At 34.7% G+C, this 18,922-nt stretch carries 9 protein-coding genes; 8 read left to right on the top strand and 1 reads right to left on the bottom strand.

The window, feature by feature from the left end; translation table 11 throughout:
* The 7 genes from E0Z07_RS11505 (at position 1) to lgt (ending at position 16,122) form a co-directional block, all read left to right on the top strand.
* Complete coding sequence (locus E0Z07_RS11505; RefSeq protein ID WP_131540769.1) at positions 1–9,603, top strand: T9SS type A sorting domain-containing protein; 9,603 nt, start codon at positions 1–3, stop codon at positions 9,601–9,603.
* 938 nt (positions 9,604–10,541) lie between these two features.
* Positions 10,542–10,691 carry a hypothetical protein gene (locus E0Z07_RS18025; protein WP_165868434.1) on the top strand — a complete coding sequence of 50 codons (150 nt, stop codon included), beginning with the start codon at positions 10,542–10,544 and terminating at the stop codon, positions 10,689–10,691.
* 53 nt (positions 10,692–10,744) lie between these two features.
* Positions 10,745–11,776 carry a DUF6266 family protein gene (locus tag E0Z07_RS11500; protein ID WP_131540768.1) on the top strand — a complete coding sequence of 344 codons (1,032 nt, stop codon included), beginning with the start codon at positions 10,745–10,747 and terminating at the stop codon, positions 11,774–11,776.
* A 660-nt stretch (positions 11,777–12,436) separates the two neighbouring features.
* Positions 12,437–13,108: a GTP cyclohydrolase I FolE gene (folE, locus tag E0Z07_RS11495; protein WP_006259271.1), complete on the top strand. Its 672-nt coding sequence runs from the start codon at positions 12,437–12,439 to the stop codon at positions 13,106–13,108.
* A 17-nt stretch (positions 13,109–13,125) separates the two neighbouring features.
* A complete protein-coding gene (cysS, locus tag E0Z07_RS11490; RefSeq protein ID WP_006263282.1) occupies positions 13,126–14,604 on the top strand; it encodes a cysteine--tRNA ligase in 1,479 nt (492 codons plus the stop codon).
* A 199-nt stretch (positions 14,605–14,803) separates the two neighbouring features.
* Positions 14,804–15,028 carry a membrane protein insertion efficiency factor YidD gene (gene yidD / locus E0Z07_RS11485; RefSeq protein ID WP_006259273.1) on the top strand — a complete coding sequence of 75 codons (225 nt, stop codon included), beginning with the start codon at positions 14,804–14,806 and terminating at the stop codon, positions 15,026–15,028.
* Between the two features lie 161 nt (positions 15,029–15,189).
* Positions 15,190–16,122: a prolipoprotein diacylglyceryl transferase gene (gene lgt, locus E0Z07_RS11480; protein WP_006259274.1), complete on the top strand. Its 933-nt coding sequence runs from the start codon at positions 15,190–15,192 to the stop codon at positions 16,120–16,122.
* A 40-nt stretch (positions 16,123–16,162) separates the two neighbouring features.
* Here lgt and E0Z07_RS11475 read toward each other — a convergent pair whose 3' ends face one another.
* Entirely contained in the window at positions 16,163–16,351 is a 189-nt protein-coding gene (locus E0Z07_RS11475; protein WP_016649600.1) for a DUF4177 domain-containing protein, read from the bottom strand.
* A gap of 370 nt (positions 16,352–16,721) precedes the next feature.
* On the opposite strand from E0Z07_RS11475, the gene E0Z07_RS11465 reads away from it, so the two are divergent.
* On the top strand, positions 16,722–18,854 hold the full coding sequence (locus E0Z07_RS11465; protein ID WP_058699508.1) for a class I SAM-dependent methyltransferase: 2,133 nt from the start codon (positions 16,722–16,724) through the stop codon (positions 18,852–18,854).
* Positions 18,855–18,922 lie beyond the last annotated feature (68 nt).

The raw sequence follows: 18,922 nt of genomic DNA, 5'->3' as shown, positions 1-18,922 counted from the left end.
GTGGAACTAAAAAGTGAGTCGTTTATATATGACGGTAAACCGAAGTCACTAGCTGTTACAGGTGAAATACCTCAAGAACTAACGCTTACTTATCAAAACAACAAACATACAGAAATAGGCAATTACACTGTCACAGCAACATTAAGTGGTAGCTCTAACTATACGCCGATGCCTTATACCCTATCTGCTACACTATCAATTACTAAAAAACAAGTAGAACTACCATCCCTTGATAATGTATTCTTTGAACACAAAACAGAAACGTATACTGGTGAAGTAATTGCTATAGAAGCGACTAATTTACCAAATAACGTAAGAGTTTCTTATGATAAGAACCAATATACTGATGCTGGTGTTTATCAAGTAGTAGCTTCATTCTACTTTAAAAATATCTTACTAGGAACTAAGTCAGCTACACTGACTATCGAGAAAGCACGTATCACGGGAGTCAAGTTTAGTAAAAAAGAAGTAACCTACGATGGTAAAGAACACGAACTGCTATTAGAAGGAGAACTACCTAAAGGAGTAATTGTTACCTATAAAAACAACAGAGCGACTAATGCAGGTACATATAAAGCTTCTGTAAAATTAGAGGGAGATAACTATATCACAAGTACGAGGTCAAACGAGCTCATCATACTACCTGCTGATATAACTCAATTAGTGGAATTTAAAAGCCAATCATTTATCTATGACGGTAAGCCAAAATCGCTAACCTTTACAGATGAAGTACCTAAAGAACTAACACTTACTTATCAAAACAACAAACATACAGAAATAGGGAACCACACAGTAACAGCAACATTAAGTGGTAGCTCTAACTATACGCCGATGCCTTATACCCTATCTGCTACACTATCAATTACTAAAAAACAAGTAGAACTACCATCCCTTGATAATGTATTCTTTGAACACAAAACAGAAACGTATACTGGTGAAGTAATTGCTATAGAAGCGACTAATTTACCAAATAACGTAAGAGTTTCTTATGATAAGAACCAATATACTGATGCTGGTGTTTATCAAGTAGTAGCTTCATTCTACTTTAAAAATATCTTACTAGGAACTAAGTCAGCTACACTGACTATCGAGAAAGCACGTATCACGGGAGTCAAGTTTAGTAAAAAAGAAGTAACCTACGATGGTAAAGAACACGAACTGCTATTAGAAGGAGAACTACCTAAAGGAGTAATTGTTACCTATAAAAACAACAGAGCGACTAATGCAGGTACATATAAAGCTTCTGTAAAATTAGAGGGAGATAACTATATCACAAGTACGAGGTCAAACGAGCTCATCATACTACCTGCTGATATAACTCAATTAGTGGAATTTAAAAGCCAATCATTTATCTATGACGGTAAGCCAAAATCGCTAACCTTTACAGATGAAGTACCTAAAGAACTAACACTTACTTATCAAAACAACAAACATACAGAAATAGGGAACCACACAGTAACAGCAACATTAAGTGGTAGCTCTAACTACACTCCGATGCCTTATACGCTGTCTGCGACTTTATCCATTACACAAAAAGAGGAAGAGTTACCTTCTTTAGAGGGTGTAATCTTTGAACATAAAACAGAAACATATACAGGAGAGACAATCTCAATTGAAGCTACTAACCTTCCTAATAACGTAAGAGTCTCTTATGATAAGAACCAGTATACTGATGCTGGTATTTACCAAGTAATAGCTTCCTTCTATTTCAAGGACATCTTACTAGGAACTAAGTCTGCTACACTGACTATCGAAAAAGCACGTATCACTAGAGTGAAATTTAGTAAGAAAGAAGTAACCTATAATGGTCAAGAACATGAACTTCTATTAGAAGGTGAATTGCCTCTAGGCGTAACCGCTACTTATAAAAATAATAAGGCTACTAATGCAGGTATCTATAAAGCTTCGGTAAAATTAGAAGGAGACAATTACATCACAAGTACGAGATCAAACGAGCTCATCATACTTCCTGCTGATATCACTCAACTTGTCGAGCTAAAAAGCCAGTCGTTTATATATGATGGTAAACCGAAGTCACTAGCTGTTACAGGTGAAGTTCCTCAAGAGCTAACTCTTACTTATACTAATAATACACATACAGCAATAGGGAATCACACAGTAACAGCAATATTAAGCGGCAGTACTAACTACACGCCGATGCCTTATACCCTATCTGCTACACTATCAATTACACAAAAAGAGGAAGAATTACCTTCTTTAGACAATGTAATCTTTGAACACAAAACAGAAACGTATACAGGGGAGGTTATTTCAATTGAAGCTACTAATCTTCCTGACTTAGTAACTGTAAAATACAACCAAAATGAGTACATCAATACTGGTGTTTACCAAGTAGTAGCTACCTTCTACTTTAAAGATATTCTACTAGGAACTAAGTCTGCTACACTAACTATCGGAAAAGCACGTATTACGGGAGTGAAGTTTAGTAAAAAAGAAGTAACCTACGATGGTAAAGAACACGAACTACTATTAGAAGGAGAACTGCCTCTAGGAGTAACCGCTACTTATAAAAACAATATTCATAAGAATGCAGGTACGTACAAAGCTTCTGTAACTTTATCAGGAGACAATTATATCACAAGTACTAGATCAAATGAGCTAATCATACTTCCTGCTGATATCACTCAATTAGTCGAGCTACAAAGTGAGTCGTTTATATATGACGGTAAGCCAAAGTCACTAGCCGTTATAGGCGAAGTCCCTCAAGAACTAACGCTTACTTATAAAAACAACAAGCATACAGAAGTAGGGTATCACACAGTAACAGCAACACTTAGTGGTAGTTCCAACTATACGCCAATGCCTTATACGCTGTCTGCTACGTTATCGATTACTAAGAAGCAAGAAGAATTACCTTCACTTGACAGTGTAATCTTTGAACATAAAACAGAGACATATACAGGAGAGATTATATCAATTGAAGCTACCAACCTTCCTAACCTAGTTACTGTAAAGTACAACCAAAATGAGTACATCAACACTGGTATATATCAAGTAATAGCGTCATTCTACTTTAAAGACATCTTACTAGGAACTAAGTCAGCTACACTAACTATCGAGAAAGCACGTATTACAGGAGTCAAGTTTAGTAAAAAAGAAATAACCTACGATGGCAAAGAGCACGAACTTCTATTAGAAGGAGAACTACCTCTAGGCGTAACAGTTACTTATAAAAACAATATTCATAAGAATGCAGGTACTTATAAAGCTTCTGTAAAATTAGAAGGAGATAATTACATCACAAGTACCAGATCAAACGAGCTAATCATATTACCTGCTGATATTACTCAACTTGTCGAGCTAAAAAGTGAGTCGTTTACATATGATGGTAAGCCAAAGTCACTAGCTGTTACAGGTGAAGTACCTCAAGAACTAACACTTACTTATACTAATACTACACATACAGAAATAGGCAATTACACTGTCACAGCAACATTAAGTGGTAGTGATAACTATACACCGATGCCTTATATGCTGTCTGCAACTTTATCAATTACAAAGAAAGAGGAAGAATTACCTTCTTTAGACAAAGTGATTTTTGAGCATAAAACAGAGACGTACACTGGAGAGGCTATTTCAATCGAAGCAACGAACCTTCCTAACCTAGTTACTGTAAAGTACAATCAAAATGAATACATCAATACTGGTGTTTATCAAGTAGTCGCTTCCTTCTACTTCAAGGACATCTTACTAGGAACTAAGTCTGCTACACTGACTATCGAAAAAGCACGTATCACTAGAGTGAAATTTAGTAAGAAAGAAGTAACCTATAATGGTCAAGAACATGAACTTCTATTAGAAGGTGAATTGCCTCTAGGCGTAACCGCTACTTATAAAAATAATAAGGCTACTAATGCAGGTATCTATAAAGCTTCGGTAAAATTAGAAGGAGACAATTACATCACAAGTACGAGATCAAACGAGCTCATCATACTTCCTGCTGATATCACTCAACTTGTCGAGCTAAAAAGCCAGTCGTTTATATATGATGGTAAACCGAAGTCACTAGCTGTTACAGGCGAAGTCCCTCAAGAACTAACACTTACTTATGCTAATAATACACATACAGCAATAGGCAATCACATAGTAACAGCAACATTAAGTGGTAGCTCTAACTACACTCCGATGCCTTATATGCTGTCTGCGACTTTATCAATTACACAAAAAGAGGAAGAGTTACCTTCTTTAGAGGGTGTAATCTTTGAACATAAAACAGAAACATATACAGGAGAGACAATCTCAATTGAAGCTACTAACCTTCCTAATAACGTAAGAGTCTCTTATGATAAGAACCAGTATACTGACATTGGTGTTTACCAAGTAATAGCTTCATTCTACTTCAAGGGCATTTTATTAGGAACTAAGTCTACTACACTGACTATCGAGAAAGCACGTATTACGGGAGTCAAATTTAGTAAGAAAGAAGTAATCTACGATGGTCAAGAACACGAACTACTATTAGAAGGTGAACTACCTCTAGGCGTAACTGCTACTTATAAAAATAACAGAGCGACTAACGCAGGTACGTATAAAGCTTCTGTAAAATTAGAAGGAGACAATTATATCACAAGTACCAGATCAAATGAGCTCATCATACTACCTGCTGATATTACTCAATTAGTGGAACTAAAAAGTAAATCCTTTATATATGATGGTAAGCCAAAGTCACTTATAATATCAGGTGAAGTTCCACAAGAACTAACACTTACTTATACTAACAATACACACACAGAAGTAGGTAACCATACTGTCACAGCCACACTAAGTGGTAGTAGTAATTATACACCAATGCCATATAGAGTATCTGCGACTTTATCAATTACTAAAGTACAAGAAGAATTACCTTCTTTAGACAAAGTGATTTTTGAACACAAAACAGAAACGTACACTGGAGAAGTAATCTCGATTGAAGCAACTAATCTTCCTGACTTAGTAACTGTAAAATACAACCTAAATAAGTACATCAACACGGGTACATATCAAGTAGTAGCGTCATTCTATTTCAAGGATATCTTACTAGGAACTAAGTCAGCTACACTGACTATCGAGAAAGCACGTATTACAGGAGTGAAGTTTAGTAAGAAAGAAGTAACTTATGATGGCAAAGAACATGAGCTTCTACTAGAAGGAGAACTACCTCTAGGTATAACAGCAACTTATAAAAACAATATTCATAAGAATGCAGGTACTTATAAAGCTTCTGTAAAATTAGAAGGAGACAATTATATCACAAGTACCAGATCAAATGAGCTCATCATACTACCTGCTGATATCACTCAACTTGTCGAGCTAAAAAGTAAATCCTTTATATATGATGGTAAGCCAAAGTCACTTATAATATCAGGTGAAGTTCCACAAGAACTAACACTTACTTATACTAACAATACACACACAGAAGTAGGTAACCATACTGTCACAGCCACACTAAGTGGTAGTAGTAATTATACACCAATGCCATATAGAGTATCTGCGACTTTATCAATTACTAAAGTACAAGAAGAATTACCTTCTTTAGACAAAGTGATTTTTGAACACAAAACAGAAACGTACACTGGAGAAGTAATCTCGATTGAAGCAACTAATCTTCCTGACTTAGTAACTGTAAAATACAACCTAAATAAGTACATCAACACGGGTACATATCAAGTAGTAGCGTCATTCTATTTCAAGGACATCTTACTAGGAACTAAGTCAGCTACACTGACTATCGAGAAAGCACGTATTACAGGAGTGAAGTTTAGTAAGAAAGAAGTAACTTATGATGGCAAAGAACATGAGCTTCTACTAGAAGGAGAACTACCTCTAGGTATAACAGCAACTTATAAAAACAATATTCATAAGAATGCAGGTACTTATAAAGCTTCTGTAAAATTAGAAGGGGACAACTACATCACAAGCACCAGATCAAACGAGCTCATCATACTTCCTGCTGATATCACTCAACTAGTGGAGCTAAAAAGTGAGTCGTTTATATATGATGGCAAGCCGAAGTCACTAACCGTTACAGGAGAAGTTCCACAAGAACTAACGCTTACCTATACTAATAATACACAGACAGCAATAGGGAATCACACGGTAACAGCAACATTAAGTGGTAGTGATAACTATACACCGATGCCTTATATGCTGTCTGCAACTTTATCAATTACAAAGAAAGAGGAAGAATTACCTTCTTTAGACAAAGTGATTTTTGAGCATAAAACAGAGACGTACACTGGAGAAGTAATCTCGATTGAAGCAACTAATCTTCCTGACTTAGTAACTGTAAAATACAACCTAAATAAGTACATCAACACGGGTACATATCAAGTAGTAGCGTCATTCTATTTCAAGGATATCTTACTAGGAACTAAGTCTGCTACACTTACTATTGAGAAAGCGCGTATCACAGGAGTAAAGTTTAGTAAAAAAGAAGTAACCTACGATGGCAAAGAACACGAACTACTATTAGAAGGAGAACTACCTCTAGGAGTAACTGCTACCTATAAAAACAACAAAGCTACTAACGCAGGTACATATAAAGCATCTGTAAAATTAGAAGGAGACAACTATATCTCAAGTACTAGATCAAATGAGCTAATCATATTACCTGCTGATATCACCAAACTTGTCGAGCTAAAGAGTCAATCGTTTATATATGACGGTAAACCGAAGTCACTAGCTGTTACAGGTGAAATACCTCAAGAACTAACGCTTACTTATACTAATAATACACATACAGAAATAGGCAATTACACTGTCACAGCAACATTAAGTGGTAGTGATAACTATACGCCGATGCCTTACTCTCTGTCTGCTACATTATCGATTACTGAAGCACAAGAAGAATTACCTTCTCTTGATAGTGTAATCTTTGAACATAAAACAGAAACATACACTGGAGAAGTAATTACTATAGAAGCAACTAATTTAACAAATAACGTAAGAGTCTCTTATGATAAGAACCAGTATACTGATGCTGGTGTTTATCAAGTCATAGCGTCATTCTATTTCAAGGACATCTTACTAGGAACTAAGTCAGCTACACTGACTATCGAGAAAGCACGTATCACAGGAGTCAAGTTTAGTAAGAAAGAAGTAACCTATGATGGCAAAGAACATGAACTTCTATTAGAAGGAGAACTACCTCTAGGAGTAACCGTTACTTATAAAAACAACAGAGCGACTAACGTAGGTATCTATAAAGCTTCTGTAAAATTAGAAGGAGATAACTATATCACAAGTACCAGATCAAACGAGCTAGTCATATTACCTGCTGATATCACTCAATTAGTCGAATTAAAAAGCCAGTCGTTTGTATATGACGGTAAGCCTAAGTCACTAGCTGTTACAGGTGAAGTTCCTCAAGAGCTAACGCTTACTTATACTAATAATACACATACAGCAATAGGGAACCATAAAGTAACAGCAACATTAAGTAGTAGTTCTAACTATACACCGATGCCTTATACCCTGTCTGCGACTTTATCCATTACTGAAGAACAGGAAGAACTCCCTACATTAGATAATATAATTTTTAAAGATATAGTTGCTATTTACAGTGGTCAACCCTACAAGATTATTGCTACAAACCTTCCTCATGATGTAACTGTAAAGTACAGTGATAACTCCTTTACTAATTCAGGTGTTTATATCATCACTGCAGACTTTTATTATCAAAATATTTTATTAGGACATAAAAGAGCAACGCTTACTATAGAGAAAGCTCCCATCACTAGTGTAAAGTTCAGTAAAAAAGAAGTTAATTATACAGGTACAGCTCATCAGCTCCTACTAGAAGGAGAGTTACCACTAGGAGTCAAAGCAACCTATCAAAACAATAAACATATTAACGCAGGAGAATATAAAGCTTCCGTGAAACTAGAAGGAGACAATTATATCACGAGTACTCGTACAAATCTATTGATCATTCGACCAGCAGATCTGACTAGATTAGTGAGATTAAAGAATCAATCGTTCAAGTATGATGGACAGCCAAAATCTTTAAATATAGAAGGGCATATACCTCAAGGGCTACGTATTACATATCAAAACAATACGCATACAGACATTGGACACTATACAGTTACAGCCACATTAGAAGGAAGTAATAACTACACTCCTATGCCTTATACAATGACAGCAATATTAGCTATAAGCCACGAAGGCGAAACTCTACCAACGCTGGACAACGTTATATTTGAAAACAAATCTGTTATTTACAATGGTAACTCTCATAAACTAGAAGCATACAATATTCCTAATGAAGTCAATGTAGAATATGACAGAAACTACTATGACAACGCAGGAGAATATAGTATAAAAGCTTCTTTCTATTATAAATCAATACTTATTGGTACTAAAACAGCCAAATTAACAATAGAGAAAGCTAAACTAACCAATATCACATTTAGCAAACTTACAGTGGATTATACAGGTAAACCTCAGAAGATCTTAATCAAAGGGAAACTGCCTAAAGGAGTGACTGCCACTTACGAAAATAATATTCACACAGACGCAGGCATTTACAAAGCTAGTGTTACACTAGAAGGCGATAATTATATTACTAGCAAACGCACAGCTAATCTTACAATTAAACCACTTGATATACACAAATTCATTTCTTTTGCCAACCAAGCTTTTGTATATGACGGTCAACCTAAAACACTTACCTTGACAGGAAACTTACCCCATCCTCTAAAAGTAACTTATGAAAACAATACACATACAGAAATAGGGAAATATCAAGTAAAAGCTACCATTGAAGGAAGTAGTAATTATGCTCCAATGCCTTATGTAATAACAGCAACTTTGGTCATCAGAAGTGATGATGAAGCAGCTGATATAGTTGAATTATCTATTAATGAACAAGTGTTTAAAAACCCAACCTCTAAGATAACATACATCTTGCCTTGTGGAGAAAAATATGCTCGAATAGAGTTTAATGAATTAAGTGCAGGAGCTTTTATCACTAACAACATAAAAGAGGAATACTTATTACATTATGCAGGTACGTTTACAATTCCTGTAACAGTTAAATCTGAATCACAGACACTCACTAGAGAATACACAATAGAACTAATCAGACCCGTACCTTTCGAAAAAGTAGCGATAATGAAGCCAGATAATTCTTTTGTCATAAATATGAACTCAGCCACAAACGGAGGTTTTAACTTCACCTCATTTAATTGGTATAGAGATGATATGCTAGTGAGTACAAATAACTATTATGTAGCAGGAGCGTACAGTGATATCAATAACAATAATCAAGTTCAACATCACTTAATACTGACAACGGATAAAGGAGAAAAAGTCTATACCTGTAAACAAATTATAGAGATCAATAATACAAACAAGGTCAAACTGTTCCCAAATCCAGTAAATCAAAACAAAATAATCAATATTGTTTTTGATATGGATAGAACCACTTTTAGTCCTGCTAGGCTAGAAATATATTCTATACTAGGAAACAAGGTATTAGAGGCAGAACTTCCCAACCGAGAGAACAGTATTCACCTCCCACCACATTTACAAAGTGGTAAATACATCGCAGTTATTCTAATCAATAACGAAAAGAAAATTATCAACTTCATCATCAAATAATTTTTTCACTTTCTGTTTATACTTCCGAAAGGTTGAATCTCATCACTGAGTTCAACCTTTCTTTTTTTAATAATCTCAGTAAATCCTACTACACCTCTTTTGTCATTCTGAGCTTGCGAAGAATCCCATCCTACATGATTGTAGAGTTACGTGTGAGACCCTTCCTATCGTAAGTGTGACATAGATAACGGATTAGTAGTTCCGTGTTATATGATTAACAATTAATATTTCCAGTTGTAATCATTCTGAGCTTGCGAAGAATCCCATCCTACATGATTGTAGAGTTACGTGTGAGACCCTTCCTATCGTCAGGGTGACATAAATAACGGATTAGTAATTCCGTGTTATATGATTAATATTTTCAGTTGTAATCATTCTGAGTCTACGAAGAATACCATCCTATACATCCACTCACGATATCTTTCTGAGCCTGCAAAGAATCCCATCCTACATGATTGTAGAGTTACGTGTGAGACCCTTCCTATCGTCAGGGTGACATAGATAACGAATAAGTAACTTTAAATCAGTGACTCACAGAATTAACTCAATAGACTCGTTGGCGCGGATTTATAATCCGTGACATCACATTACCCCAAAATTTAAAAGCACTTTTTCTCTTTATCTCTCTTACTACAGTCAAAAAATAAGAATACCCTCTCTAATTTATCTTATTTCCTTCATTTGTTTCCATTTAGAGAAGGGCAATCCTACTAAAGGTTCCTTTTTTCTAATTTTTTTTTAAGTACATAAAAACATTATAACCTGTATATCAATCATTTATTAAAAAACCTAATTATACCAACCATTCGACAAAGTCAGTAAAACTACACCATAGAAGTCTTTCCTTGGACAATTATAGGACAATACTAGGATGATAACGGGGTTGAAGCAACTTTTGTCCAATAATAGTCCTTTTATACTTCTTCTATTCTTCTTTTATGAAAACGATAGGTGATCATAAGATATTCAAAATACCCTCTATGGAAGGCGAAATCATTCGCTTTGATATTCTTCACTTTTGGATCTCATTTTTAGGAAGTGTGATGTACACTATGATGACTTCTTTTATCGATTGTTTGAACAGTTAAATAATCATATATCAGTATTTTATATCTTGTAATAACCAAAAAATGAGATAATCATGGCAGAAATCAAAGAAGGAATATTAGGTGCTGTAGTAGGAAAGGTAGGAACCGTAGTGGGGGTATTGTGGAGAGGGAGAAATATACTACGTGCTAAGCCGCTAAAATCAAGTAAAAAAGCGACAGAGGCTCAATTGAAACAATGGGATAAGATGAGTCTCGTATCTACCTTTGCGAGTAAATTCAAGGATTTTGTCAATGCGCATTGCCCTGCGGTCTACAATGGAGAGAAATGGATGACAGGAAAAGAACAAATGATCTCTAGACTGATGAAACAAGGCATCACAATGCATGAAGGAGAGCAATATGTACAAATAGACAAAGTGCTCCTCTCTATCGGAACCCTAGCTCCTGCTGTGATTAAGAAAATAAGTAGACTCAAAACTGGTAAGCTAAAAGTACAATGGGATAATCATCTGATCAATCCCTTAACGCTAGATACAGACGTACTAACGATTATGGCGTATCACGAAGAATTAGATAAATTCATGACCATCCCTAATATCGGGCAACGCAAAGATAGATATGCTCACTTCGCTCTACCGAAAGAATGGCAAGAAGGAAGAGTCTATCTGTGGAGTATGTGGAAAGCAGAAGATGGTAGTGTACATAGTACAAGTTGCTTTCATGGAACATTAGAAATGGATATTGAGGGGGCTGGATATGAGGGAACAGGGAACCGAGGAACAGGTAACAAGGGAACTGGGAACCGTGGAACAAGTAACAAGGGAACGGAAAATGAGGAAACTGAAAACAGAGAAACAGATAACATGGAGACTGGAAACGAGGGAACACTTGTACCTATAACGGATAGTGTAAGTGAATCCTCACCTTCTATCTCTCTTATGGAAGAAGAGTCCACAACTAAAAAAGAACTACCACCTGGGCTCATCCGTCAAGTCAGAAAGAAAATCATAAAAGAAATAAAGTCAAGAGAGTATTCTACTAAAGATAATACAGATGAAGCGACGATGTATGGAGCGCGGTCTGTCTTAGAAGCACTAAAGGCTGAAAAGGAACAGAGAGAGTGAAATACCAGAGGTTAATTCACAGCACGTTATTCTTTAAATCTAGCAGAATATATCATAATAATTTTAACCCAGATTATGCAATAGACATATAAACGAAAAGTAATTATACAAAATAGGTTTGAATTAGTGATAAAAGCATACTATAGTATGGTTTTAGAGCTAATGAAAGAACTATGAAGTAGAATTGCTTTGTAGTATTTGGCTAATGCGTAATGTGGGTTAAAAGCACTTACACATTGTCTAAATAGCGAATATCTTCTAAATCAACAGACGCTAATTATACCATACTTACATATATAAAGTCACTTATGAACTGGGAGGATAAACTAAACAAGCTGGGAGGGATAGAAATACAATACATGATGAAGATGATGATTTAGAAGAAGAGTGGTTTACTGATGATCTTTAAAGTTACATCATATTGAATTGCTATAAATTAGATTTTGTATTGATTCGATTTCTTGTTCTAATTTAGAACTCTTTATTACTAGAGGTTTTACATTCTCTCTCCTCACCTACTCCTTAAAAATCAGAAGTGACAAACTTTAACTAATTCCAGCACTTAGAGGTAGATTATTTATAAATAAGTGTCAGAGTTTATCTATAATTATTATTTATATTTGTAGCGAGTTATAACAATATGTATTAAAAAGAAATAGAATGAATACAGACGAAAAGTTTCACGACGAAATGGGAGACAACCACATCGCATCTAGTGATGCAACTCCACTTAGAAGTGATGCATTTGACCGCACAGATGACGAAAAAATAGAATTGATAAAAAAAGATGTAGAAAACATTCTTAACACTTTAGGATTAGACTTGACAGATGACAGTCTTAAGGGTACACCTAACCGTGTAGCTAAAATGTTTGTAAAAGAGATGTTTGGAGGATTAAATCCTGCTAAAAAGCCAAGTGCTTCTACATTTGACAATAAATATAAATACAACGAGATGTTGGTAGAAAAGAACATTGTAGTTTATTCTACTTGTGAACATCACTTACTACCTATCGTTGGGCGTGCTCACGTAGCGTATATATCTAATGGTACTGTAGTAGGTCTTTCTAAGATGAACCGTATCGTTGATTTTTATGCAAAGAGACCTCAGGTACAAGAGCGTTTAACTATTCAGATTGTAAATGAATTAAAACGTGTATTAAACACAGAAGATGTGGCATGTATCATCGATGCAAAACACTTATGTGTAAACTCAAGAGGAATCCGCGATATCGAAAGTAGTACTGTAACTGCTGAGTTCGGAGGAAAATTCCAAGATGAGAACGTTCGTAAGGAGTTCTTAAACTATATCCAATTAGAGACTAAGTTCTAAACATTACAAATTATATTATGCCTTTATATCAAGAACAGCAATTAAAAATGTACAACTCCATCACTGGAGAGAAAGAAGTTTTCAAACCTATCCATGAGGGTAAAGTGGGTATGTATGTATGTGGACCAACAGTCTACAACTATGTACACCTTGGGAACTGTCGTACTTTTATATCTTTTGACTTGGTATATCGTTATTTAAAACACTTAGGGTATGCTGTGCGTTACGTTCGTAATATTACTGACGTAGGACATATGGTAGACGATGTAGATGAAGGAGAAGATAAAATCGCTAAAAGAGCGCGTATTGAGCAGATAGAACCAATGGAGATTGTTCAGAAATATACTTTGAACTTTCACAATATTCTAAAACAGTTCAATAACCTACCTCCTAGCATTGAACCAACGGCTACTGGGCATATCATCGAGCAAATAGAAATCATACAAGCGATCATCAACAATGGTTTTGCTTATGAGGTGAATGGATCTGTGTACTTCGATGTAGAGAAATACAATCAGTCTCATAACTATGGAATATTAAGTGGTCGTAAGATAGAAGATATGTTATCTAATACAAGAGATTTAGATGGACAATCTGACAAACGCAATCCACTAGACTTTGCACTTTGGAAAAATGCAGAGCCTCAGCATATCATGAGATGGCCTTCACCATGGGGAGATGGATTCCCTGGATGGCATCTAGAGTGTACTGCTATGAGTACAAAATACTTAGGTAAACACTTCGATATACACGGAGGTGGAATGGATTTAAAATTCCCTCACCACGAATGTGAGATTGCACAGAATGAAGCTTCTACAGGTAACTCACCTGTAAACTACTGGATGCATGCTAATATGCTTACTCTAAACGGTAAGAAAATGGCTAAATCTACAGGGAATAACATTCTTCCTGATGAATTATTCTCTGGCGAGAACAATATCCTTAGCAAAGGGTTTGCTCCTGCTGTAGCAAGGTTCTTTATCTTACAAGCGCACTATAGAAGTATCTTAGACTTCTCTGATGATGCTATCTTAGCGTCTGAAAGAGGATATCAAAGATTAATGGAAGCTATCAAATCTCTAAAAGATTTGAAAACTTCTAGCAACTCTTCTGTTGATATCACAAAATGGAGACAATCGTGCTATGATGCAATGAATGACGACTTTAACAGTCCGATTTTAATTGCAAACTTATTTGAAGCAGTTAAATTCATTAACCTAATTAAGGATAATAAAGAGACTATTTCGGCTACAGATTTAGATACTTTAATTAATAGTATGAGCGCATTTGTATTTGATGTATTAGGTTTAGAAAACACTGAAACAGCAAGTGCTAATAACGAAAAACTAGAAGGTGTAGTCAATATGCTTATCGGAATGCGCAACGAGGCTAGAGCAAACAAAGATTTCGCAATGTCAGACCACATTCGAGATGAACTAGCTAAAATCGGTATTCAACTAAAAGATGGTAAAGAAGGTACTTCTTTCTCTCTATAAATACACAAAAGAGGTTATTCTATGAATAGCCTCTTTTTTTATACATACCTCACCTACAATAGTTAAGTTTATTTTTTGTGATTATAAAATAGTCTTACTAAAACTAATTCCTTCTACTCATTTCTAACCTAGAATTTCTTACTTTTAGCACTATAATTAAACTCATCGTACATTTGTACACTTTCATATTTCTGTTACTATGCTAAAGAAAATATTAATATTCCCATTTGTAATATTAGTCCGTTTTTATCAGCTGGCTATTTCACCATTCTTCCCTCCTGCTTGTCGATACAGTCCTACTTGCTCACAATACACCTTAGAAGCACTAAAAAAACATGGACTTTTTAAAGGTGGTTGGTTAGCTATAAAGCGAATCGCTAGTTGTGGACCATGGGGAGGTAAAGGATATGATCCAGTGCCTTAATTATTATTTAAGTAAACTAGGAACTGAGGAACACAAAACAGGGAGCTAGTAACTGAAATAGAAAACAAAAAACAATGAAGTACTCTTGGGTGTAAACCACAATTACTCTTTTGAGAATAAAGATTATTTCATACATTTATCATCTAACAGTATAAAAAACTATGATACATTCATTACATATGATTTGGAACCCATCAGAAGGGTTGGATTTAGGATTTATTAAACTGAGATATTACAGTCTTATGTTTGTAATCGCATTTGGTTTAGGGTGGTTCTTAATGAAAAAGATATATGATCGCGAAGGACTAAGTGTTGAGAAACTAGACAAATTATTTATCTATACTGTATTAGCAACTTTAATAGGAGCTCGTCTAGGGCATGTATTCTTTTACGATTGGGATTATTATAAAGATCACTTATTTGAGATTATATCACCAGTGCGTTTCACACCTAAGTTTGAAATCGTTGGTTTTAGTGGATTAGCAAGTCATGGTGCAGCTATTGCTATTATCACTGTTATGTATTTTTACAGTAAAAAGATTATTCAAAAACCTGTACTTTGGATACTAGATAGAGTAATCATCCCTGTAGCAATAGGGGGAGTTTTTGTTCGTTTAGGGAACTTCTTTAACTCAGAAATTATAGGACACGAAACTACAAATGCTTTAGGTATTCGATTTTTAAGAGATAAATTCTCTCCTAGAGAAGCAATGGAGATTACAGGAATTCCTGATTATAACCAAGCTTATGACGCGATAGCTCATAATCCACAGTTTGCAGAAGCTTTAAACCTAGTAGTAGCTAAACACCCTACTCAACTTTATGAGGCATTTGGATATATACTTGTGTTCATTATTGTTTACTATATGTATTGGAAGACAGATGCACGCAAAAAGTTAGGTTATATCTTTGGAGTGTTCTTAGTACTACTGTGGATGGTAAGATTTATAGTAGAATATATGAAAGAAAGTCAAGGAGGTTTTGAAGATCAACTAGGCAATATTTTATCAACAGGACAATGGTTAAGTATTCCATTTATCATCGTAGGGATTTACTTATGGGTTACTGCCAAGAATAGAGTATACGAATCATAAATATACAGAGAGCTAATCAATCTAGATTAGCTCTCTTTTTTTATATTTCTCTCTTGAGTGTATAATAGATCCTTTGTGTTGTACTCCCCATAATACAAGGAGCTGTAGACACTAGCTCCCATCCTTGACTTCCTAGATCATTTAGTGTATCATCGGTCTCCTTCATTTCCATTTTTGCAAAGAATCCACTAGTCACTACTTCAATTGTTTTATATTCAAATCGTTTCATAATATTGTAATTAGTTCATTCTAAGATAATCAATTAAACCCAGATTATGCAATAAACATATAAACGAAAAGTAATTATACAAAATAGCTCTGAATTAGTGATAAAAACATACTATAGTATAGTTTTAGAGCTAATGAAAGAACTATGAAGTAGAATTGCTTTGTAGTATTTGGCTAATACATAATGTGGGTTTAACATCACACTTCGAAATAATTCTATATTGTTTTGGCTGATTCTAACGTCCCCTATTTTTAACTAAGGATAAAAATGTTTTAGTTAGTAACATCAATATTATTGGATATTCTTTTCTTTTTAACGAACAATTTCACAGATAAAATCACTACTTTTCTGAATGTAAACAAGGCATTCAATGGACAAGAACTATACGACTCAGGATAGAGGAAATAAAAAAGACTACCAGCAATATTTAGAAGCAATGGACACGATAGCTATCGAGAAGGTGGCTTCTGCAAGTGTGTTCTTTGAGGCCAAAGAGGGAAATGTATTAGTAGATGTAGGAATGGCCTCAGGGACGAGTACAGCTATATTAGCTCAACTATTTCCTAACCTTCAAATAATAGGTATTGATATCAATCCTAAAATGGTTCAAATCGCTGAAGAAACGTATAACCTTCCGAATCTCTCATTCCAAGAAGATGATGGCGAAAAACTATTGACTTTTGAAAAGAATACAATTAGTGGATTCTTTAATTGTTCTGCCATTCACCATATTACTTCATATAACGACTATGACAATAACAGAGCATATAATACACTTCGCAGACAAGTAGAGTTATTGAAAGATAAAGGAGTGCTTGTCATCCGCGATTTTGTCAAAGTAGAACAACAAGAAGTTATACTAGAACTATCTACTCTAACTAAAGAAGGTAATCCTAGTGATGCAGAATTGTTCATTCAATTTTCTCAAACGGCCAGATCATTAGCTAAAGAAAAAGGTTTTCCCATTGAAGAATTAGAGCCTCTAAAACCTAATACAAGGCGATTTCATGCATTTTATACTGATGTAGTAGAGTTTATTCGTCGCAAAGATTATTATGCGAATTGGGACATTGAATTGCAAGAAGAGTATGGATATTATACACAAAAAGAATTTGAAACAATCTTTAAGGAACTGGGATTGCGAATCATTATATCTACTCCTATCTACAATCAATGGATCATTAATAACCGCTATAAAGACCACTTTACAATCTATAATTTAGCTGGAGAAGAAATAGGCTTTCCTCCTACGAATTACTTAATTGTTGGAGAAAAAGTCCCTGGTGGAAAACAATTACAATTAACTAGACATTTACCTAAAAAGGACACTCCATTCTTAACCTTATCTACCTTTAAAAATATAAACACAAATAGGTTATATGATATTGTAAAACGACCAAATAAAGTAATTGACATTATCCCTTATAGAAATAGTGATAGTGGCTTAAAGGTAATCGCTAAACATGGTTACCCTCGTCCATTAGCAAATGTCAAAGCAGATAGTCCTATCTTAGATGGTAAACAATACAGTGGATATATACCTGAAGGACTTGCAATAGCTGAAACAGACAATATAAAAACAGAAATAGAGAACAGATTTAATATTAAACCTGAGGAATATGAAACGATTCGTACTTCCCTAAATTACTACACCTCTCCTGGTGGTATCAATGAAAAGGTAACTTCTATATTCATAGAACTACACTCACCTATTTCATTAAATACTCCATTAAACGAAGGGTATTCAGGCTTTAAAGATTCTGGTTATTTACATGAATACGATGCTGTACAACTCCTTAATACTGCCCAAACAGGTGCATTAGTAGAAGCTAGATTAGAAGTGAATATCTATAATCTATTTTTAAAGTTAGCTATACCATTACCTAAATGGTTAGGACAAAAAACAGCTATACAAAATGTAGAGAAGATTCATGCAACTGATTTAGAAAAACTATTACAGTTAAATACAAAAGAATACATCCATAATGACAGTCAAGCTGGTTTCTTAAAGACACACAGAGCTTCTTTTGAAGCAACAGGTATTGATAAAGACTCTGCGATACTAGAATATGTATCCCCTACTCATTATAGTACTAATACGGTAATAACTCTCCCTGTATTTAAAAACAATGGAGCCTTTTATATAGGTTTAGAAACTAGAAGTCTTCCTGTACCCCAAATATTCACTAACAATAGTACGATTATAACGGTACCAGCATTTCGTCTATCTAAAGAGGTAAGAAACTACTATGACCTAGAACAATATCTAAATACCCTGAAATTTGGAAATAGCAATGTAATTGGATACTCTAAATTAGGAGAAAAGTACTTTCCTAGTATAGGAATTACGCCCGAACAAGTATATCCGTATATTATCCATCTAGATCAGCCTACTGATACACTACATTGGATAAAAATAAATGACCTGATGAATAATCTAGACAAAATAGTTGATACTCATCTTTTAATAGCATTATGTCGATTATATCATAGTCAACAATAAAACTATTAGATTACTAGCCTAAGTAACACTAGTCATTGACTAGTCCTAAAATAAAAAAGCCACTCCTT

The sequence above is a fragment of the Myroides odoratimimus genome (assembly GCF_004337635.1).
Classification (GTDB): domain Bacteria; phylum Bacteroidota; class Bacteroidia; order Flavobacteriales; family Flavobacteriaceae; genus Flavobacterium; species Flavobacterium odoratimimum.
Note: the sequence above shows the minus strand (reverse complement) of the source record. Positions and strands in the feature narration are given on the sequence as shown.